The organism is Duganella rhizosphaerae (assembly GCF_040364205.1).
GTDB classification, from domain to species: domain Bacteria; phylum Pseudomonadota; class Gammaproteobacteria; order Burkholderiales; family Burkholderiaceae_D; genus Rugamonas; species Rugamonas rhizosphaerae.
The window spans coordinates 13,746-33,907 of the sequence record NZ_BPWK01000018.1; the positions used below are offsets into that span (position 1 = coordinate 13,746).

The window sequence follows — 20,162 nt, forward strand, 5'->3', positions numbered from 1 at the left end:
CGGCGACCGAAAGGATGGGATGGAAGGAAATATGGAAAACAACGGTTTTTATTCGCAGCGCTTCCGACAACTGGCCGAGTTGTGGCGGCAGGATCCGGCCATGTGCCGCCACCGCCTGCAGCTCGACGGTGCCGACGTCTCGGCCGCCATGCGCGACTACCCGTATGCACTGTCGGCGTGGCCGGTGATTATCTCGCGCGAGCGCGTCGCCGAGTTCCAGCGCTTTATCGACGACCTGCCGCGTCTGTGTTTCAAGGCGGTCCAGTGCATGTTTGGCGACGACGCAGCAGCCTTTGCGCGTTATCTGAATGTGTCCGAAATCGAGCACGCGGTGCTGCGCGAACATGGCCTGGACCTGGTGCAGATGCTCAACCGCCACGATATCGTGTTTGTCGACGGCGTCCTCAAGCTGATCGAGGTCAACGCCGGTTCGACCATCGGCGGCTGGCAGCCCGGCTTGCTCGAACCGCAGCTGCGCCAGGTGCTCGGCGCGTATGCCGGCACCGCGCAGTGGGCGCTGCACCACCGCCAGGTGCTGAAGGGGATGCTGGTCGCGGTGCGCGACGCGGTGCTGCGTTGCAAGCCGGGCCGTGCCAGCGGCAACCTGCTGGTGCTGATCGACGACGGCCGGCTGGTGGAGGCGGAGATGCGCGCGCTGTACCAGGCCGTGTTTCGCGAGCGCGGCGGCCCCCTGGCCGGCGGCACGCTGCACTTCGCCACCGACTGTTCGACGCTGAGCTTTGCCGCCGACGGCGCGCCGCAGGTGGCCGGCGCGCCGATCGACGCCGTACTGATGGCGCTGCCGGAAGGACGGCCGATTCCGCAGCACATCCATATGCGGATGATCGCTGCGCAGCTGACGGGCCACATCGTCATGCCCGACAGCCCGCGCTACACCTGGTTCGGCAACAAGCTGCTGATGGCGCTGCTGCACGAGCCCGGGCTGCAGCCGCAGTTGAGCGAGCTTGAGCGCGCGGTGGTGGCGCGCCATATCCCCTTCACCATGACCATGACCGAAGCGCCGCAGCACTGGCGCGGCGCCGTGTGGGACAAGCGGGAGCTGTTGCTGGCCCATCGCGCGCAGTTCGTCATCAAGAAATCGCACTCGCTGCGCGGCCAGGACGTGTTTGTCGGCCGTTTTTGTACGCAGGAGCAGTGGGCCGGGGTGGTGGCTGCGCAGTTGGGTCAGGCTGACTGGCTGGCCCAGCAATATTGCCCGGCCGACCTGGCGCTGGCGCCCGGCGCCGACGGCCAGTTGATCGAGTACGCCCTGATCTGGGGCGTGTTTGACCTGGCCGGCCGCTACGGCGGCGCGTTCGTGCGCGGCATGCCGCGCGGCGCCGGCGGCGGCGTGGTCAATTCCGCCAACGGCGCCACTGAGTTCGCGGTGCTGGAGGAGACCGCGCGCCAGCACCGCATGACGCTGTGAGGGCGCCGGTCTGGACAGAAACATCAATCGATCAATTACTGACTGAAATGGACGGGACCCCAGGATGAGTGTGGAACAATTGCTGGCGCAGTGCCAGGCGCAGGGCGTCGAACTCGATGTGAGCGACGGCGCGCTGGAAGTGTATTTCGACGAGTCGCCGCCGGCCGAATTGCTGGCGGCGCTGCGGCAGCACAAGGCCGAGGTACTGGCGTTTCTGCTGGCGCAGGGGGCGCTCGCCGCCAGCGTGCCGGCGCCGCTGGCGGCGCCCCACGGCGCGCCGGCGCCGCTGTCGTTTGGCCAGCAGCGGCTGTGGCTGCTGGATCAGATGGACGGCGGCAGCGAGCAGTATCACCTGTGTAACGCACTGGCGTTCAGCGGCCGCTTCGACACCGGGCTGGCGCAGCAGGTGTTCGCGGCGCTGATCGCGCGCCACGCGCCGCTGCGCACCGCCATCCGTGCCGAGGCCGGCAGCGCCTACCAGCATGTGCTGGCGGCGGACGCGGCGCCGTTTGCGCTGCTCAGCCAGGACATCGGCGTGCTGGACGAGGCCGCGCGCGCGCAGTGCATCGCCGACACCATGGCGGCCGAGGCGCGCGAACCCTTTGACCTGGCGGCCGGGCGCATGCTGCGCGCGCTGTGCCTGCACACCGGCAGCGGGCAGGGGATATTGATGCTGACAGTGCATCATGTGGCGGCGGATGGCTGGTCGATCAATCTGTTGATCGGCGAGTTCGTCCAGCTTTACGCTGCGCTGGCGGCCGGGCAGCCCGATCCGCTGCCGCCGCTCTCGCTGAGCTACGCCGACTACGCCCGCTGGCAGCAGGGCCAGCTGGATGGCGAGGCGCTGCGGCGCCAGGCCGACTACTGGGCCGGACAGCTCAAGGGGCTGGCGCCGGTGCACGGCCTGCCCCTCGACCAGCCGCGCGGCGCGCGCGAGAATTTCAGCGGCGCCCAGCATAGCGTGACGCTCGGCCCGGACAGCCTGCAGGCGTTCAAGGCGCTGGCCCGGGCGCAAGGGGCGACGCTGTTCATGGCGCTGCATGCGGCGTTTTCGGTGCTGCTGGCGCGCCATGCCGGCGAGCGCGATATCGTCATCGGCACCCCGGTGGCCAATCGCCGCCGCCAGGAGTTCGAGCCGCTGGTCGGCTATTTCGCCAACACGTTGGTGCTGCGCGCCGACATCGACGACGCGTTGCCGTTCACGGCGCACTTGGCGAAGATTCGGGAGGTGAACCTGGCGGCCCAGGAACATCAGGATGCGCCGTTCGAACTGCTGGTCGAGCGCGTCAATCCGATCCGCAGCCAGGCCCATAGTCCGCTGTTCCAGATCATGTTGTCGCTGCAGCCGGCGCTGCCGGCCGCGCTGGCGCTGCCGGGTCTGAGCCTGCGAGCGCTGCCATTGCCGCCGGAGGCCTTGCTGGCCAAGTTCGAGCTGACGCTGCACGCCGCCGAGAACGATGACGGCCTGGCGCTGCGCTTCGAATACCGCCGCAGCCTGTTCGCGCCGACCACGGTGGCGCGCATGGCGCGCCAGCTGGTGGCGCTGATCGGGCAAGTGATCGCGCATCCGCAGCGGCCATTGCGCGAACTGGACCTGCTCGACGCAGGCGAACGCGCGCACCTGCTGGCGGCCTTGCGGGCGCCGGCGCCAGCGCCGATGGCCCGTGAGACGATCCAGCAGGCGTTCGAACGGCGCGCCGCGCTGACGCCGGACGCGGTGGCCATCGTCTGCGGCGAGCGGCACATCAGTTATGCGCAGCTCAACGCCCAGGCCAACCGCCAGGCCCGCCACTGGCAGGCGCTGGGCGTGGGCCCCGAGACGCTGGTCGGTGTCTGCATGGCGCGCTCGATCGAGATGGTGGTGGCGCTGCTGTCGGTGCTCAAGGCGGGCGGCGCTTACGTGCCGCTGGACCCGGCGTACCCGGCCGCGCGGCTGGCGCACATGCTGGCCGACAGCGGCACCGCGCTGGTGCTGACGCTGGAGGCGCAGCTGGCCGGGCTGCCGGCGAGCGACGGCGCGGTGGTCTGCGTCGACCAGCCGCCGCATGCCGAGATGATTGCCCGCTACAGCGCCGACAACCTGGCGCCGCTGCCGGACGCGCAGCTGGCGTATGTGATCTACACCTCCGGCTCGAGTGGGCGCCCCAAGGGGGTAATGGTCGAACATGGCAGCGTGCTGGCGTTCCTGGAGGCGATGGGCGAGGTGACGGGCGGCCAGGACGCTGTCTGGCTGGGGCTGACGGCGATCTCGTTCGATATTTCAGTGTTGGAAATCTTCGGAGCGTTGCTGGCCGGCGCGCGCCTGGTGCTGGCGCCCGAGCAGGGCTTGGCGACGGTGCGCGTGCCGAGCCAGCACCGGGCCGCCGCGCGGGCGCCCGATTTCAGCCTGTTCTATTTCGCCAGCACGGCGCCGGACGACGGCGACCTCTACCGACTGCTGCTGGAGGGCGCGCGCTTTGCCGACCAGAACGGCTTCACGGCGGTCTGGACGCCCGAGCGTCACTTCTCGGCCTTCGGCGGGGTCTACCCTAATCCGGCAGTGACGGGCGCGGCGGTGGCCGCCGTCACCAGCCGGATCCAGATCCGCGCCGGCAGTTGCGTGCTGCCGCTTAACGATCCGCTCAGGGTGGCGGAGGACTGGTCGGTGATCGACAATCTGTCGCGGGGACGGGCTGGCCTGGCGTTCGCGGCCGGCTGGAACCCGAACGACTTCGCGCTGGCGCCCGAGCACTTTGCCCGGCGCCACCAGGTGCTCGAGGAGAGCCTGCAGACCTTCCAGCGCTTCTGGCGCGGCGAGGCGGTGGAGCGGCCCAACGGCGTCGGCCATCCGGTGGCGTTGCGGCTCCATCCGGCGCCGCAACAAGACATGCCGCCGCTGTGGTTGACGGCGGCCGGCGGCGAGCAGACATTCCGCCGGGCGGGCGAACTCGGCCTCAACGTGCTGACCCACCTGCTTGGCCAGACCGTCGGCGAACTGGCGGACAAGATCGCCCTCTACCGGCAGGCATGGCGCGCCGCCGGACATGCCGGTGAAGGCCAGGTCACGCTGATGCTGCACACCTTCGTCGCCGATTCCGACGCGGCGGCGCTGGCGGTGGTCGAGCGGCCGTTCAAGGGTTATCTGGCCGGTTCGCTGGCGCTGATGCAGCAAATGCGGACCGAGCTTTCCGGGACCGCCGCGGTCGACGCGGGACTCGACCAGGACGCCGTGCTGGAGCACGCGTTCCAGCGCTATGTCAAGACCGCCGCGCTGATCGGCTCGCCGCAGCGGTGCGCCGCGCTGGCGCGCGAGCTGCTGGCGCTCGGCGTGACCGAGTTCGCCTGCTTGATCGACTTCGGGGTGGCGCCCCAGCTGGTGCTGGACAGCCTGCCGCGCCTGGCGGCGCTGAAGGAGGCGCTGACGGCGGCACAGCCGGCGGCTGCCACTGTCAGCCAGCTGATCGCGCGCCACGGCGTCACCCATGTGCAGTGCACGCCGTCCTATGCCGCATTTCTGCTGGCCGATGAGGCCGAGCGGGCCGCACTACGCAGGCTGCGGGCGTTGCTGGTGGGCGGGGAGATGTGTCCGTTGCCGCTGGCCCGCCAACTGACGGCCGCCACCGACGGCGCCGTGTGGAATATGTACGGCCCGACGGAGGCGACGGTGTGGGCCAGCCGGCAGCTCCTGCAGCCCGGTCTGCAGGAGGTGGCGATCGGCACCGCGCTTGCGCATTACGGGCTGTATGTGGTCGACCAGCATCTGCAGCTGGTGCCGCCCGGCATGGCCGGCGAGCTGCTGATCACCGGCGCGGGGCTGGCCCGCGGTTACTGGCGTCAGCCGGGCCTGACCGCGGAGCGTTTCGTCGGCTTCGCGCCGGACGCCGGCGCGCCGGTGCGGGCCTATCGCACCGGCGATCGCGTCCGCTGGCTAGCCGACGGCACCCTGCAGTTCCTGGGGCGCATCGATGCGCAGGTCAAGCTGCGCGGTTTCCGTATCGAACCCGGCGAGATCGAAGCGCAGTTGCTGCTGCACCCCGATGTGAAATCGGCCGCGTGCGTGGCGCGTCCGCTGGCCGGTGGCGACTTGGCGCTGGTGGCCTACGTCGCCGCCTTTGCCGGCATGGGCGCCTCGCCCAAGCAGTTGAGCGCAGAGTTGCGCGATATGCTGGAGCTGGTGCTGCCGGAGTATATGGTGCCGGCTGCCATCATGGTGCTCGATGCGTTGCCGGTGATGGCGAATGGCAAGCTCGATCGCCATGGCTTGCCGGCGCCGGAGCTGGCGCAGGGTGAGGCGTCCCTGGCCGAGTATGTGGCGCCGGCCACTGCAACCGAATGCGCGCTGGCGGAACTCTGGGCCACGCTGTTGCGCAACGACGGCGGGCAGATCGGACTGAAATCCAATTTCTTCGATCTCGGCGGGCATTCGTTGCTGTTGATGCGGCTGGTCAGCGAGATCAAGTCGCGCTTCCAGGTTGACTTGTCGCTGCGCGAGGTATTCGAGTTATCCACGCTGGGCCGGTTGGCGCAGCGGGTAGATGAACGTCGTTCACCGGCCGATGCTGGCGTCGTCGTCTAAAGCATTGCCCGGCCGCGCTGCAGTTGGGTCTCATTCACGTAATAGATAGGGTACAGTATGGAGCACACGCCAGACCACCAGCCGGCCACCCGGCCGACATTTCAAAAGATCGACCATATCGCCATCGCTGTCAGGGACCTGGACGCCGGCGTGGATTTCTTTGTCCATGTGCTAGGCTTTACATTGCTCCGCCGCCGCCGCGTGCAGGGCACGCGCACGGGCATGGTGTCGGCTGAGATGGAGCATAACGGCATGAAGTTCGTGCTGTGCCAAGGCACCGAGCCGGAGTCGCAGGTGTCCCGCCTGATCGAAAATTTCGGGCCGGGTGTGGCCCACATTGCGCTGGCCGTCAACGACGCTGAGCACACTGCCAGCGAGTTGCGCGGTCACGGTCTGGCGTTCGATACCTCGGTAATCGAGGGCGCCGGCTTACGCCAGGTGTTTTCCCGCCGCGATGCCAACACCGGCCTGAGTTTCGAGTTCATCGAGCGCGGCGGCGAAGAAGGATTTTTGGAAGAAAATGTCAACGAACTGTTCGCGCAATTGGAACAGTCGGGCGCCTACTGATACTCCGACGAGGTTAGATATGCAAAAGCTATGCAGCATGAGCGGCTCAACTGCGACGCCGGTGGCGGCCGACGGCTCCCGTCTGGATGTCATGAATTTTCTGAACGAGATCGCCAGCCATTATCCCGCTGCGGTGTCGTTCGCATCCGGCCGGCCGGCGGAGCAATTTTTCCGCCTGGACGACTGGCTGCACTGTGTGCCGGCGTACGTGCGGCATGAGGCACAGCAGCGTCAGTGCGGCGTGGCTGAGGCCTTCAACACGCTGGCGCAATACGGCCGCACCAATGGCATTATCAACGGACTGATCGCGCGGCAGATTGCGTTGGACGAGGGCATTGAGTGCCCGTCCGGACAGATACTGGTCACCGGCGGTTGCCAGGAAGCCCTGGACCTGCTGCTGACTGGTCTCTGCCAGCACGAGGACGATGTTGTCCTGGTGCGCAGCCCCTGTTATATCGGTCTGACTGGTGTGGCCGACATGAACCGGATCGAACTGGCGCCGTTTTCCTGCGCCGATACAGCCGTTGCCGCCACGCTGCGGCAGACGGTGGCCGCGGTCGAGGCCAGGGGAAAGCGTCCCCGCCTGTTATATCTGGTGCCGGACTTCGACAATCCGACGGGCGCGGTGCTGACGCGCGGGGTGCGGGAAGAGATCATCGCCTTCTGCGCCGCCAAGCACATCGTGATCGTGGAGGACAACCCCTACGGCATGTTCCGTTACGAGGGCGAGCGCGTGCCGACCATGTACGCACTGGACCTGCACGGTTGTGTGATTTATCTCGGCACTTACTCCAAGACGATTTGCCCGGCGCTGCGGGTCGGCTTCGCCGCCGTGCCGGCAAGGATGTTTGGCGATGCCGATGCTGGTAAGGTGTTGATCGATCGCTTATCGCAGGCGAAAAGCTTTGTTTCGGTTAACACCAGTCAGCTGACCCAGGCGGTCGTCGGCGGTTTGTTGCTGAGCCAGGATGGCAGCCTGAGCCGATTGGTCGCCGGGCCACGTGAGTTCTATCGGCGCAATCGCGATTTGATGCTGACCCATCTTGCGGCAGCGTTTGCTGATTTGAGCGGTCAGATCAGCTGGAATCGGCCGGAAGGCGGCTTCTTTCTGACGCTGACCCTGCCGTTTCCTTTCCGGCGGCGCGAGGCGGAGATCTGCGCCAGTGACTATGGGGTGCTGGTAATGCCATTATCTTTCTTTGCGTTGGGAACTGAAGAGGATTACCGCGTACGGCTCGCATTCAGCAACGCCACGCCGGAACTTATCGCCGATGGGGTGGTGCGTCTCGCCCGCTTTGTGCGCGATGCGCTACAGCGGCAAACTTCTTCTCCGACGTAGATGCGGCCGGCCTTTGCAAGGGCGGTTGGCGACTTGCTTTGTTTAGTCATCGTCGTCCGAGTCATCTTTCAGTAATTGTCGGTCGACTTGGAATCCTTGCCGCTGAAATATTTGCGCTAATAAAAGCAAAGTGATGGGCGACGCGGTCTCGCTTACGACCGAATCCAGGGATTTCAGAGGTCCCCGACCTACGGGCGGTGCGCTGCGCCAGATTGCGCGGAATTTTCCTTTGTACCAGCTAGCTAGAATGGCAGATCACTGCCGTCACGTTACCGTGGCGACAAAAAATGCCCTTTCTCAAGCGAAGTCCCCAGTCTAAACAAGGTAGTGGACTTATCTCGAATGCAATTATTGGAGAGTGTTCCGCCACATTCGACGCTGGCACATTCGCGACCAGTCTTCTTTAGAGAAATATCCAGACGCCTACCCGGCGGCGGAACTGGACATGTTCTACTGCACACCGGCGCTCTCGTTGCAAACGGGCGCGGGCATTCCTCAGACGGAGTACCAACAACCCATCTTCGGCGAAGTATTCCAACGTTGGTCCCACCATCGCGCAAGCCAAGTGTGGTCGCCCACGGGCGACTCGGTGGTTACCCATCTGGGGGGGAGGAATCGTTGCAGCGTGAGGTGGTCCAATGATGCCACTTGCAAGTCTGTCGCTGTCTGGACGGCAGCACGCTACTGTCAAGGCACATCTTTTTCCTGGCGACGGAAAGGAGGCTGCGGCAATATTGCTGTGCTCGCGCATCGTAGGGATTCGCCTTAAGATGCTGGTGCGTGACTTCATACTGGTTGCGCACGACGCGTGCGATCGATACCCTGACTTTCTGAGCTGGCCGGGTGACTACATTGAGCAAGCGCTGGATGTGGCGGAACAGGACGATCTCTCGCTTGTCCTGCTGTACTCTCATCCAGGTGGGCTGTTCGATTTCTCTGGCGCTGATCGTGCATCTGACAATCAGGTGATGCCGGCTATTCCTGGAATTCGGTCCGTTGTGACGCACCGTCTCCAGATGATTGAGGAAACCGTGTTGGCGACTATATTTGTTTGGAATAGCGCCTGTCTAGCGCGTTGCCGGCGCGAGTTCGATGACTTCCGTGGTCGCCTTGTCGATCGCCGCGCGGCTGTACAGCATCGGGAAGTAGCCGCCCCGCGCCCACAGCAGCGCCAGATCGCGGTAGTGCGCGCTGTCCGGGTTGCCCGACTGGCCCGGCGCATTGACGATGCGCGAACCGTCCCAGTTGCCGACATCCAGCACCATGCGCACCGAAGCGCCAAAGGTCAGTTCAAAGTCGCTGGCGCGGTAGGCGGCCGCCATCGGCGTGTAGGACGAACCGCCCATCGGACCTGCCTCCACGTTCATGCGCCTGGCGGTAGCCGCATCGTACAGCTGGTCCATCGGATGATGGAAGACTGCTTTGTGCAGGGCGCCCCATTGCCAGGTTTTCGTGTCGGGGCCGAGCAGGCGCGCCGTTTCCGTCATGGCGGCCTTGAGCGAACTGCCGAGGACCTCGTCGCGCAGCGCCGGCGTGAGCCAGCCGGACGGCGCCGCCAGTGCTTCGAGCACGCGCGCCTGGTCGCCCGGTGCGGCCAGGCTAGCCCCGTCTTTGCCCAGCATGGCGGCCAGCGCGGCCGGGCGCAGATATTTCGACATCCACACTTCGTACAGCGCCGCCGCCGCACTGTCGGCGGACTCGCTGCCATCCCAGCCGCGCAGCAATGCCAGCGCCGCGTCGCGGACGGCGTCGCCGTTGGCTGGCAGATCCTTGAGCAGCGCGATGGACTGGCGCGCGGGCGTCGACACGACATCGTTCTGCCATGCCTGCGCCTGCGCCACGCTGACTTTGGGCTGGGCCGCCAGCAGGGGATTGAGCCGCCGCGCACGCGCACCGTCGCTCCACTCGTAGCCGATGCCGAGCTTCGCGGCCGGGTGGCCGGGCGGGATGCCGTTCTCGTTGGCCGTCACGACAAAACCGGCAGCCGGATTGAGCACCGTCGGCAACTCGTCCATCGAGCGGTAGCCGGCCCATTCGTAGCGCCCATCGCCGGGCACCGGCGTCAGCCCGTCCCAGTTGGGCCGGATGGGCGTCAGGCCGACCGGATGCCAGCCGATATTGCCGCGCCGGTCGGCGTACACCATGTTCAGGCCGGGGGCGCCCCAGCGATTCAGCGCGCCGTTGAATTGGTCCCAGGTGTGCGCGCGCATCATGGCGACCGCGCCGAAGTAAGGCGCCATACCCACATCCAGCCAGGCGGCACGCAGCGCAAAGGCGCGGCCGTCCGCCGCGTGCAGCACCGGGCCGTGGCGCGTATAGTCGATCGTGACCGTGCGCGGCGTGGCTTCGCCCTTGACGCTGATAGCTTCCGTCACACGCTGCATGGGTTCCCAGCGGCCCTGATAGCGGTATTCGCGCGCGTCGGCAGGATTGGTCTCGTACACATACAGGTCTTCCTGGTCGATATAGAAGCGCGTCAGGCCAAAGCCGGCCTCCTCGTTGTGTCCGAGCGAAATGCCGGGCAGGAAAGGCTCGCCGGCGCCGATCACCGACAGTCCCGGCGCGTCCAGGTGCACGATGTAGCGCAGCGACGGCGCACCGTGCGCGCGATGCGGGTCGTTGGCCAGGATAGGGCGGCCGGTGCTGGTGCGCGACGGCGCAACCACCCAGCTGTTCGAACCGGTGCTACGCATGTTCTCGCCGTCGGCCGGCTCCAGCGCATACAGCTCGGCCGCTGCCGGGGTGCCCGCCAGTTGCGCCGCGAACGCCTCTTTCGGAAAGCGCGCCACCGCCGTGGCCAGGCCGTAGGCCTTCTCGATGGCTGCCACGGGAATGTCGCACGGGTCGAGACCTTGGGCCAGTTGCGGTGTCACCGGCGGATCGAGCTCGCGGCGCAGCCAGTCGGCACGCTCGCCGTCGGCCTTGCCCTTGCAGCGGGCTTGCGCGCGCATCGCCTCGCCGAGGAAGTTGAGGGTCAGGCCGTGGTGACGGATGCGCACGATGTCGTCCGCCTTCCAGGTGCCAGGGCGATAATCGAGGCGTTTGAATTCTGGCGGCAGCAGCGCCGGCTCGCGCTCGGTCAGGTGCACATAGGCGTTCACGCCGGCGACAAAGGCCTCGGCCACGCGCTTGGCGTCGTCGCCATAGGCGATCCATTCGCGGTACATATCGCCGCGAAACAGGACCGCGCGCGCCATGCGGTCGCCCTCGGCGTAAGCGGGACCGAAGTCCTTGGCCATTTCACCGAGACCGCGCTTGCGCCACAGGTCCATCTGCCACAACCGGTCGCGCGCGGCCATGAAGCCCTGTGCATAGAACGCGTCATACAGGCGCACGGCGTAAATGTGCGGCACGCCCCAGGTGTCGACCTGTATGCGCACCGGCGCTTCGAGGCCTTCGAGCGAGTAACGCATCGCGCGCGGCGCCTCGGCGTGGGCGCTCAGTGCTGCGCATAGGGACATGGCGAGTGCAATGCGGGTGCCGGCGACAGCCATCGGGATACCTCTAGGAGTAGGGCCACACCGAATGGCGAGGCGTTGCGTCGATGCTAGCACCCGTAACCGTGGCAAACAAGACAATACTTTTTTCAACTACGGCGCGACCTGAGTAAGCCAGGTGCCACGGCGGTGCTACACTGATTTACATCGGAGAGATCACAATGCCTAAGCTCAGTACACGGAAATCTTCTATAGGCCAGTTCCAGACGAAACGGTCCGCAACTGAAGAGTTGGCCACATTTCGCTCAGTCGTGACAACACTCAAAAGTCACTCAGAAAAACTACGAAGTGTTGTCACCAAAGCGGGAATCACTACCCCCTCTGGCAACCTGAGAAAAGCGTACAAGGGTGGATGACAGCACTGACATAGCTCATCCGCGGCGTGCTTAAACAGCGCTACGCTTGCTTATCGCATTCCGATAAAACGACATACAATATAGCTATCCTGTCCTTCAGGTGCAAGCAGACCAAAAAGCTGTTTGAAGGAAAGTCCGTCCCCCGATTCGCAAACTTCCGGTCCAGTGCGGAACGGAAGCTCCAGCTACTGGACAGCGCAGCCCCCTTGGATTTCTTGCGCTCTCGGCCCGGAAATCACCTGGACGCGCTTAGCGGCGAGTGCCAAGGCGAGTACAGCATTCGAGTGAATGCGCAGTTCAGAATCTGCTTCGTCTGGACAGCGAACGGGCCGAAAGACGTGGAAATCATTGATTATCACTAACTGATCAAGGCTGTGAAATGATGAAGAATGAAATGCGGCCCATCCACCCCGGTGAGATATTGCGGGAGGAGTTTCTTGCCCCGTTAGGGATGACGCCACATGCGCTGTCGAAGGCGCTTCATGTGACATCGTCCCGTGTCAATGACATCGTCAACGAAAAACGTGGAGTAAGCGCAGATACCGCGCTGCGGCTCGCGCGTTACTTCGGCGGCGATCCGCAGTCATGGCTGAACCTGCAACAAGCTTATGATCTGAAAATGGCTACCAGATTGGCAATGCAAAAAATTATCGATGAGGTCGAGCCGCGTAAGCCCGGCCGCGACAACAACCATGCATTGGCGGCGTGAAGAGCTAGCCACTCACTATCTCCAACTCACCCAGCAGCGCCAGGCAGGCCCGCGCGGCCGCGTTGTCCTGGTCCTTTTCCTCGTGCCAGGCCGACACCGATACCGCGACGATGTCGGGCCCGCGCAGCGAGCGGAATAGCGCCGCCATGTCGTCGTAGTTCGGCCCCGATTTGACGTGGTATTTCAGCGCCGGCATTTCCGCTTCCGCGTCCATCACGTCGCTGTCGAAATGCAGGTAGAGGCGCTCGCCCGGCTTCACGTGCTCGCCGATCTGCGCGATGCTGCAGCAGGTGATGCCGGAGCTTCTCACCGCTTCCAGCTCACCCGGGTCGAGGTCGCGCGCATCGGAAAGGATCACCTGCCGCTCGGGGAACGGCGCGACGCCGATGGTCGCCGCCATCGAGCCGATGCTGTCGCGGCTTTGCTTGCGGCGGTCGCCACGTCCCACCAGGATCGCCAGCGGCATGCCGCCGAGATATTTGGTCTGCGAGGTTTCCCAGGTATGGAAATCGCCATGGGCGTCGAGCCACAGGATGCGGTCCGGCGGGCGTCCGCTGCGCTGCAGGCCGCCCAGCATGCCGAGCGTGGACATGCAGTCGCCGGCGATGCTGACCGGGACCTTGCCCGCCTCGACGATCCGGTGCACGCGCTCCGCCATGCCGGCGTAGATCTTGCCCATCCTGCGCAGCTTCTCGTTGGGATCGCTCAGCGCGACGTCGGTAAATTCAGGGATGTCGACAACGTCCCAGTCATGGCGGTCGAGGTCAGTGACGCGGCGCAGGCCGTCGCGGCGCTGCCCGATCAGGAAGGGCACCAGCAAGTGGTTGTTCATGTCCAGGTCTCCGGATGCATCGTGTAGCCCAGCTGCTCCATCATCGCCCGCACCGGCCGGCGCTGGCCCATCTCCAGCAAAAGCTGCTCGCGCTTGCGCCAGCGCAGCGCGCTGGGAGCATCGGTGGCCATCGTGACGGGAAGCCGCGCGGGCAGCGCCAGATTGGACAAGCCAAGCAAGTCGCCGATGCGCTGCAACTGCGCCGCCGGGTTCTCCATGAAGGCCTCGAACGCCACGCGCAGCGTCGGCACGCCGCTGGCAAGGATCGCCGCATTGGCTGCCAGCCATTGGTTCAGGCAGACGTCGCCCAGGCCGGATTGCATGAACTGGCGCCAGTTGGGCGGCAGGTCGAACTTCCACCAGCGCTGGCCGAACGGCGTGGTGTCGGAGTAGCCGCCTACCCGCAGCGCCGTGCCGGCCGGCGCCATGTCGTGCGCGAAGAAGCCCTTGGGCGACAGCCAGCCATCCATCAAGCCGTTGACCGATTGCGCATAGCCCCGGGTGAGGTGGATGTATTGGATCTCGGCCTGCGGAAACAACTGCTCGTGCATGCCGATCCGGTAGGCGTCGCTCGGCGATTTGAACAGCAGGATCTTGCTGCTGGCGTCGTCGATGGTGAACGGGCGGCGATAGCTGCGCGGCAGCACGAAGGGAGGCTCTTCGATTTTCAGCTGCTCGTCGAAATAGCCGCTGGGACCGAGGCCGAAATCGCGCAGCGACGATGGCGGCTGCCCATCATAAAAATTCATGCGCCATGGCTGATCGCGGAACACCGACGCCAGGATCGCGCGTTGCAGCGCGCTATCCGACGATTGCAGGGTGACGTCCAACGCATCGCTGAGCTGCCGCTGTCGCACCGGGTCGATGAAGAGCAGCGGGAACTGTAGCAGCAGGCGCCGCCGCCAGCGGTCCTTCAATTGCTCCAATGGCGGCAGCACCGGACTGGGCACGCTGAGCTCGGCGAAGATGTTGTCGGCCAAAAGGTCCGGCTGCGCCAGCGTGCCGATGGCGTCACTGTCGGCGTGGACGCCGAAGCTGTTGCCCGTGAGCGCCAGATACGGTTCCATCTCCCCATCGAGCGAGGCGATGTCCGGATGGTCGGCCAGCACGTGCTTGACCAGGCTGGACCCCGCGCGCGAGTTGCAAAGTATCACCACCACGCGCCGTACCAGCGGACGCCAAGGCGCGTGGGCAACCGCGCGCAAGCCGGCGATGGTGTCGAACACCGCGTTCATACGCGTGCGGCTTGAGGCAATCGCTTGATGAGAAACGCATAGAATTCTTTGGTCTCGTCGGCGCGCGCGCGGGCCACCATGCGCATGCTGTAGCCGTTGTCCTTGGCCAGCTTGCGCACTTCCTTGACCGCGCCGAAATTGGAGTGCGCAAAATAGATGCGTCCATCCGGTTTCAGATATTTGCCGACCTGCTCGAAGAACTGGGTATTGGTACGGAAGTCAGTGTCCCATTGCGAACGCGCGACAACGTCGGGCGCCTCCTTGTTGCGGAAGGGGAGGTTGGCGGTGATGACGTCGAACTGCTCGTTGCCGATGCCGTCGAACAGGCAGGAGTAGCGCACTTCCATCGTTTCGCCGAAGCCATGCTCGGTGGCGTTGTGCTGGGCGCTCTTCAGCGCGGCGGGGTTGATGTCGACCGCCAGTACGCGGGCGGCGCCGCCATAGCAGGCGAATACCGCGATCACGCCGGAGCCGGTGCCGACATCGAGCACGCTGTCCCCCGGCTTGACGCGCAGGCTGCTGACCAGCGGCTGGCTATCCGTGTAGGGCCAGAAGGTATTGGGGAAGACGTGGAATTCCTTGCCCAGGTAGCGAAACGTCTTGCCGCCCTCGGGTACTATTTTGAAAGCCTTCTGGCGGTCCTTCTGCCAGCGATCGATGTGCGCCTGTTTGCCTGGGGAATTGTCCATTTCTATCACCTATCGGATGAAGGAAAGCAAAGTTGGATACTACACCGATAATTTATCGTTGGAAAAACAATTGAATATCGAGAGCGAAGTAGCTTCCGGCGGGGTTTTCGACTATATTCGCACGGACTATTTATTCGTCCCTTCCATGAAAAAACTCAGCCACTACCTAATCTTCGCCGGCATGGCCGTCGTTATCCATTCCGCGCAGGCGCAGATGCGGATTGAAATCAGCGGCGTCGGCAGCAATCAGATTCCCGTTGCCGTGGCCGGCTTCACCGATGAAATCCTGGCGCCGCAGCAGATCTCCAGCATCATCAAGGCCGACCTGGAACGCAGCGGCATGTTCAAGCTGATCGATGCCGGCGCCATCGCCGACGTCAACAACATCGACTACGCAGGCTGGAAGGCCAAGGGCGCCGATGCGCTGGTGGTGGGCACGGTGTCGGCGCTGGCCGACGGCCGTTACGATGTGCGCTACAAATTGTTCGACACCGTCAAGGCCAGCCAGTTGTCGCGCCAGGACCAGTCGGTGTCCAGCCAGGCCGCGCGCCTGGCGGCGCACAAGATCGCCGACGACGTGTTCTTCAAGCTGACCGGCGTGCCCGGCGCGTTCGCGACCCGCGTGGCCTACATCAAGCAGGAGGGCAGCAGCTACCAGCTGGCCGTGGCCGATATCGACGGCGAAGGTGAGCAAACGGCGCGGCGCTCGCATGACCCCATCATTTCACCGGCCTGGTCGCCGGACGGCGGCAAGGTCGCCTACGTGTCGTTCGAGCAGAAGAAACCCGTGGTGTATGTGCAGAACCTGCTGACCCAGGCGCGCACCGTGGTCGCCAACGAAAAGGGCAGCAACTCGTCGCCGGCGTGGTCGCCGGACGGCGCCAGGCTGGCCGTCTCGCTGTCGATGGACGGCCACACGCAGATCTACACCGTCAACGCCGACGGCAGCGGCTTGCGCCGCGTGTCCGACGGCACCGGCGCCGCCATCGACACCGAGGCGCAATTCTCGGCCGACGGCCGCAGCATCTACTTCACCAGCGACCGCAGCGGCGGTCCGCAGATCTACCGCATGAACGTGGACGGCAGCGACGTCAAGCGCATCACCTTCGCCGGCGGCTACAACATCAGCCCGCGCATCTCGCCCGACGGCATGACGCTGGCCTATATTTCCCGCCGCGACGGCAACTACCAGCTGTACGTGCTGGACCTGGCCACCGGCCAGGAGCAGCGCCTGTCCGACAGCACCGACGACTTGTCGCCCAGCTTTGCGCCGAACGGCAAGTACATCATCTACGCCACCGAAGCCGCAGGGCGCAAGTCGCTGATGGTGGTGTCGGTGGACGGCCGCGTGAAGCAGAAGCTCAGCGCCCAGGACGGCGATATCAGGCAGCCGACTTGGGGGCCTTTCCAGCGTTAGGCGGGCAGTCCGCCGTCAAGCTGCGCGCGGTGATCTGGTGGAGTTGCGCCAGCGTTTGCGCCTCTTCCGGCCAGCGGGCCAGGCCCAGCCTGGCGGGTGCCTGCTGCTCCGCGTTGAGGCGCGCCAGCAGGCGGTCGGCAATCTGCTGACCCTGCACTTGCGATACCCACGGCACCAGCACGCAGAATCTGTCGTCGCCGAAGCGGAACGCCCAGTCGCTGCCGCGGCACACTTCCTCGATCAGCCGGGCGGCCTCGATCAGCCGGGCGTCGTCGGCGCCGGGTGCCAGCGCCACCAGCATCATCGTCACCGATTGCGGCTTGCCGCGCTGGCTGCGCGTAAGCTGGCTGAAGATCGATTCCAGGTACAGATGGTTGTGCAGGCCGGTCAGCGGATCGAGCGAGGCGGTGCGGCGCAATACCGCCATCAGCGCCGCGCGCCGCGCTTCGAACCAGTGCGACAGCAGGCCCACGCCCAGCACGGCGGCGGCGGTGCCCAGCAGCGCCTCGTTGGAGCTGCCCGGCCGCAGCACCAGCACGGCCAGGCCCAGCACCGACCAGCCGATGCTGTACACCATGCCCATGTGACGACCCAGCATCAGGTAGGAGGCCAGCGGCACCACGCACAGCAGGCTGGCGAGCGGTGGCAGCAGATACACCGCCGCCAGCAGGGCGCTGAAACAGCAAAACAGCACGGCGCACCACATGGTCAGTCGCGGCGTGTCGTCGGCCCAGGGCAGAGGTTTGGTCATGGTTGGTCAGAGCGCCGTCTCGTAACCTTCGAGGACGTTGACGACGTTGGTGCCCAACTCCTTGACCGCGTAGCCGCCTTCGAAGATGAAGGCGGTCGGCACGTTCAGCCAGGCCAGGCGCTCGCCGATCTTCAGGTAGTCGGCGCTTTGCAGCGCGAAGCGCGACAGCGGATCGCCGGCGAAGGTGTCGACGCCGAGCGACACCACCAGCGCATCCGGCGCGAAGCTGCCCAGGCGGATGCAGGCCGTCTCCAGCGCCGCGAACCAGGCCTGCGGCGAGCTGCCCGCCGCCAGCGGCAGGTTCATGTTGTAGCCCAGCCCCGCGCCCTCGCCGCGCTCGTCGGCGTGGCCCAGGTAGAACGGATACTCGTCGCGCGGATCGGCGTGGATGGAGATGAACAGCACGTCGTCGCGGTTGTAGAAAATGCTCTGCGTGCCGTTGCCGTGGTGGTAGTCGATGTCGATGATGGCGACCTTGCGGGCGCCGTCGTCCAGCATGTGCTGCGCGGCCAGCGCGGCGTTGTTGAGGAAGCAGTAGCCGCCGAAGAAATCCGCGCCCGCATGGTGGCCCGGCGGACGGCTCAACACGAAGGCGCCGCGCTCGCCCAGCCGCAGCGCGTGGGCGGCGTTGACCGCGCAGTCGGCGCCGGTCTTGGCGGCGGTCCAGGTGCCGGCCGTCAGCGGCGTGCCGCTGTCCATCGAATACAGTCCCAGTTTGGCGCAGAAGTTGTCCGGCTCGATGTCGTCGCGCAGCGAGCGTATCGGCCAGACGGCGGGGAAGGCGTCCTTGCCGGCGTTGGCCGGATCGAGCGCCAGCCATTCGTTCCAGGCGCCGCGCAGGAAGTGCAGGTAGCGCGGCGTGTGGATGCGCTCCAGCGACATCAAAGGCACGCCGTGCGGCGTGACGATCTTGCCCAGGCCGCGCCGGCCCAGCTCCGCCAGCACCGAGTCGACACGCTCCGGTTTTTCGAAGCACGGCACCATCTCGCCGCGGAAGATCTCGTAGCGGCCGCGATGCTGCGCGTGCAGTTCGTTGTAGAAGGTGAGCAAGGAGGCTCCTGGTTTAGTCGCAATCCATACTGGAGTGACACAGATTGCTGGCGCGGTAGGCGGTGACGTAATCGTCGAAGCTCGATTGAGGCGCCGCTTCCATTTCCGCCTGCTCGGCCAGCGAGACGGCGGCCAGGCCGTCGAAGTAGGCGGCTTGTTCGGCGTCCGGCGCGTGGCTGCGGAAGTAGGCCGCGTGCCGCTTGCTTTGTTCCAGGCCGAAGGCGGCGAACGATTTGCCGTTGGCGCGCAGGGCCGCCAGCACCTTGGCCGACGGCGTCAGGTCGGCGTCGAGCAGCTTGGACGCCTGCTGCGCCATGGCGTCGGCGTGCACGGTGTCGCCGCGCTGGGCGTCGAGCAGGGCCGCCACCGGGCGGATGCGCTCCAGCAGTTGCTGGCCCCAGGCTTGCAGGCTGATCTCGCCGTTGTCGCTGTTGAGCGTCAGGCCCGGACGGCGGCCTTCCTTGACGGTGCGGGCGAAGTTCTCGGTGTGGCGCAGGCCTTCTTCCGGCGAGATGGCCGGGCTTTCCTCCAGCGCGCAGAACAGCAGGAAGGCGTCGAGGAAGCGGCCGGTCTCCACGCTGATGCCGACCGGCTCGAACGGGTCGACGTCCATGCAGCGCACTTCGATGTATTGCACGCCGCGCGCGCACAGCGCCTGGATCGGCCGTTCGCCGGTCTGGATCACGCGCTTGGGGCGGATGGTGGAGTAGTACTCGTTTTCGATCTGCAGCACGTTGGTGCTCAGCTGTATCCATTCGCCGTCGCGCTTGGTGCCCAGCGCCGCATACGGTTCGTACGGCTGGTTGACGGCCTTGGTCAGGGCGGCGACGTAGCTGTCCAGGCAGTTTTCATGCGGGCTCAGTCCCGATTGGGCGTCGTTCTGGTAACCCAGGTCGCTCATGCGCAGGCTGGTGGCGTAGGGCAGGTAGAGCGTGTCGTCGGACAGCGTTTCCAGCTTGTGCGGACGGCCGCGCAGGAAGCCGGTCGACAGCACCGGCGAGGCGCCGAACAGATACATCAGCAGCCAGCTGTAGCGGCGGAAGTTGCGGATCGTCGCCAGGTAGGCTTCGGACTGGAAGGACTTCGGCGACAGGCGCTTGGTGTTGCCCTCATGCTCGGCCAGCACGCGCCACAGGCGTTCGTCCAGCGAGTAGTTGTAGTGGATGCCGGCGATGCACTGCATGGCCTTGCCGTAGCGCAGCGCCAGGCCGCGCCGGTACACATGCTTGAGCGTGCCCATGTTGGAGGTGCCGTACCACGCGATCTCGATGTCTTCCTCGCCCGGCAGCTGGCAGGGCATGGACTGGCTCCACAGCAGCTCGTCACCGAGCTTGGTGTAGGCGTAGCGGTGGATGCCGTCGAGCTTGGCGATGGTGGTGGCGATGTCCGCCTCGGCCGGGGTGATGAATTCCAGCAGCGTTTCGGCGTAATCGGTGGTGATTTGCGGGTGCGTCAGGGCCGAGCCCATGGCCACCGGATGCGGCGTTGCAGCCAGGTGGCCACGCGCGTCCACCCGCAGGGTTTCGCGTTCGATGCCACGCAAGCCACCCAGCACCGGACGGTGCTCTGGCTGGGCCAGCAAGGCCAGGCGGCGAGTCAATAGATTGGACAATTGGATCTTCCTTTCGTAGTGCATCAAATGTTGCATCAAAGCGTGAGGTGCGAGATTAACCGAAAACGGCCAATCGCGTCGGCGCCGGGCCAAAGTTCCGATGGCGCCGAAGATCGCTTGCTAG

Annotated in this window: 15 protein-coding genes; 8 read left to right on the plus strand and 7 right to left on the minus strand. The window is 65.5% G+C overall.

Annotated features, from left to right (window positions below):
* Window positions 1–31: 31 nt before the first annotated feature.
* From RUGAMON1_RS28075 to RUGAMON1_RS28095, 5 genes are all read left to right on the plus strand, one after another.
* The gene (locus RUGAMON1_RS28075) at window positions 32–1,429 is read left to right on the plus strand and encodes a hypothetical protein (protein WP_445233602.1); all 1,398 of its coding nucleotides are present in this window, start codon (window positions 32–34) and stop codon (window positions 1,427–1,429) included.
* Window positions 1,430–1,493: 64 nt separating this feature from the next.
* A complete protein-coding gene (locus RUGAMON1_RS28080; RefSeq protein WP_445233603.1) occupies window positions 1,494–5,984 on the plus strand; it encodes a MupA/Atu3671 family FMN-dependent luciferase-like monooxygenase in 4,491 nt (1,496 codons plus the stop codon).
* 57 nt (window positions 5,985–6,041) lie between these two features.
* Window positions 6,042–6,551: a VOC family protein gene (locus tag RUGAMON1_RS28085; RefSeq protein WP_445233604.1), complete on the plus strand. Its 510-nt coding sequence runs from the start codon at window positions 6,042–6,044 to the stop codon at window positions 6,549–6,551.
* Between the two features lie 91 nt (window positions 6,552–6,642).
* Window positions 6,643–7,890, plus strand: coding sequence for an aminotransferase-like domain-containing protein (locus tag RUGAMON1_RS28090; protein ID WP_445233605.1), 1,248 nt, complete (start codon window positions 6,643–6,645; stop codon window positions 7,888–7,890).
* Window positions 7,891–8,248: 358 nt separating this feature from the next.
* The gene (locus tag RUGAMON1_RS28095) at window positions 8,249–8,659 is read left to right on the plus strand and encodes an E2/UBC family protein (RefSeq protein ID WP_445233606.1); all 411 of its coding nucleotides are present in this window, start codon (window positions 8,249–8,251) and stop codon (window positions 8,657–8,659) included.
* A gap of 298 nt (window positions 8,660–8,957) precedes the next feature.
* Here RUGAMON1_RS28095 and RUGAMON1_RS28100 read toward each other — a convergent pair whose 3' ends face one another.
* Window positions 8,958–11,384: a penicillin acylase family protein gene (locus tag RUGAMON1_RS28100; RefSeq protein WP_445233607.1), complete on the minus strand. Its 2,427-nt coding sequence runs from the start codon at window positions 11,382–11,384 to the stop codon at window positions 8,958–8,960.
* Window positions 11,385–11,769: 385 nt separating this feature from the next.
* Here RUGAMON1_RS28100 and RUGAMON1_RS28105 point away from each other — a divergent pair, with 385 nt between their 5' ends.
* Together RUGAMON1_RS28105 and RUGAMON1_RS28110 are read left to right on the plus strand one after the other, a co-directional pair.
* Window positions 11,770–12,105 carry a type II toxin-antitoxin system RelE/ParE family toxin gene (locus RUGAMON1_RS28105; RefSeq protein ID WP_445233608.1) on the plus strand — a complete coding sequence of 112 codons (336 nt, stop codon included), beginning with the start codon at window positions 11,770–11,772 and terminating at the stop codon, window positions 12,103–12,105.
* 17 nt (window positions 12,106–12,122) lie between these two features.
* Window positions 12,123–12,452 carry a HigA family addiction module antitoxin gene (locus RUGAMON1_RS28110; protein ID WP_445233609.1) on the plus strand — a complete coding sequence of 110 codons (330 nt, stop codon included), beginning with the start codon at window positions 12,123–12,125 and terminating at the stop codon, window positions 12,450–12,452.
* A 4-nt stretch (window positions 12,453–12,456) separates the two neighbouring features.
* Here RUGAMON1_RS28110 and RUGAMON1_RS28115 read toward each other — a convergent pair whose 3' ends face one another.
* Genes RUGAMON1_RS28115 through RUGAMON1_RS28125 form a run of 3 tightly spaced genes read right to left on the minus strand, consistent with a single transcriptional unit; the run spans window position 12,457 to window position 15,208 of the window.
* Window positions 12,457–13,284, minus strand: a complete 828-nt coding sequence (locus RUGAMON1_RS28115; RefSeq protein WP_445233610.1) for an arginase family protein — start codon at window positions 13,282–13,284, stop codon at window positions 12,457–12,459.
* Entirely contained in the window at window positions 13,281–14,519 is a 1,239-nt protein-coding gene (locus RUGAMON1_RS28120) for a hypothetical protein (protein ID WP_445233611.1), read from the minus strand. The genes RUGAMON1_RS28115 and RUGAMON1_RS28120 overlap by 4 nt, the downstream gene beginning before the upstream one ends.
* Entirely contained in the window at window positions 14,516–15,208 is a 693-nt protein-coding gene (locus tag RUGAMON1_RS28125; protein ID WP_445233612.1) for a methyltransferase, read from the minus strand. Before RUGAMON1_RS28125 ends, RUGAMON1_RS28120 begins: the two co-directional genes overlap by 4 nt.
* A gap of 145 nt (window positions 15,209–15,353) precedes the next feature.
* Between RUGAMON1_RS28125 and tolB the strand changes: the two genes are divergently transcribed.
* Window positions 15,354–16,625 carry a Tol-Pal system beta propeller repeat protein TolB gene (tolB, locus tag RUGAMON1_RS28130; protein ID WP_445233613.1) on the plus strand — a complete coding sequence of 424 codons (1,272 nt, stop codon included), beginning with the start codon at window positions 15,354–15,356 and terminating at the stop codon, window positions 16,623–16,625.
* Here tolB and RUGAMON1_RS28135 read toward each other — a convergent pair.
* Genes RUGAMON1_RS28135 through gshA form a run of 3 tightly spaced genes read right to left on the minus strand, consistent with a single transcriptional unit; the run spans window position 16,591 to window position 20,038 of the window.
* Window positions 16,591–17,376 carry a GGDEF domain-containing protein gene (locus tag RUGAMON1_RS28135; protein WP_445233614.1) on the minus strand — a complete coding sequence of 262 codons (786 nt, stop codon included), beginning with the start codon at window positions 17,374–17,376 and terminating at the stop codon, window positions 16,591–16,593. The genes tolB and RUGAMON1_RS28135 overlap by 35 nt on opposite strands.
* Window positions 17,377–17,382: 6 nt before the next feature.
* Window positions 17,383–18,426, minus strand: a complete 1,044-nt coding sequence (locus RUGAMON1_RS28140; protein WP_445233615.1) for a histone deacetylase family protein — start codon at window positions 18,424–18,426, stop codon at window positions 17,383–17,385.
* 13 nt (window positions 18,427–18,439) lie between these two features.
* A complete protein-coding gene (gene gshA, locus RUGAMON1_RS28145; RefSeq protein ID WP_445233616.1) occupies window positions 18,440–20,038 on the minus strand; it encodes a glutamate--cysteine ligase in 1,599 nt (532 codons plus the stop codon).
* Window positions 20,039–20,162: the final 124 nt, after the last annotated feature.

Excerpts from the sequence above, each read along its gene's own strand:
- RUGAMON1_RS28115 (WP_445233610.1), bottom strand. The coding sequence starts at position 13,284 with ATGAACAACCACTTGCTGGTGCCCTTCCTGATCGGGCAGCGCCGCGAC.
- RUGAMON1_RS28135 (WP_445233614.1), bottom strand. The coding sequence starts at position 17,376 with ATGACCAAACCTCTGCCCTGGGCCGACGACACGCCGCGACTGACCATG.
- RUGAMON1_RS28085 (WP_445233604.1), top strand. The coding sequence starts at position 6,042 with ATGGAGCACACGCCAGACCACCAGCCGGCCACCCGGCCGACATTTCAA.
- RUGAMON1_RS28120 (WP_445233611.1), bottom strand. The coding sequence starts at position 14,519 with ATGAACGCGGTGTTCGACACCATCGCCGGCTTGCGCGCGGTTGCCCAC.
- RUGAMON1_RS28075 (WP_445233602.1), top strand. The coding sequence starts at position 32 with ATGGAAAACAACGGTTTTTATTCGCAGCGCTTCCGACAACTGGCCGAG.
- RUGAMON1_RS28125 (WP_445233612.1), bottom strand. The coding sequence starts at position 15,208 with ATGGACAATTCCCCAGGCAAACAGGCGCACATCGATCGCTGGCAGAAG.
- RUGAMON1_RS28080 (WP_445233603.1), top strand. The coding sequence starts at position 1,494 with ATGAGTGTGGAACAATTGCTGGCGCAGTGCCAGGCGCAGGGCGTCGAA.
- RUGAMON1_RS28110 (WP_445233609.1), top strand. The coding sequence starts at position 12,123 with ATGATGAAGAATGAAATGCGGCCCATCCACCCCGGTGAGATATTGCGG.
- RUGAMON1_RS28100 (WP_445233607.1), bottom strand. The coding sequence starts at position 11,384 with ATGGCTGTCGCCGGCACCCGCATTGCACTCGCCATGTCCCTATGCGCA.
- tolB (WP_445233613.1), top strand. The coding sequence starts at position 15,354 with ATGAAAAAACTCAGCCACTACCTAATCTTCGCCGGCATGGCCGTCGTT.
- RUGAMON1_RS28090 (WP_445233605.1), top strand. The coding sequence starts at position 6,643 with ATGAATTTTCTGAACGAGATCGCCAGCCATTATCCCGCTGCGGTGTCG.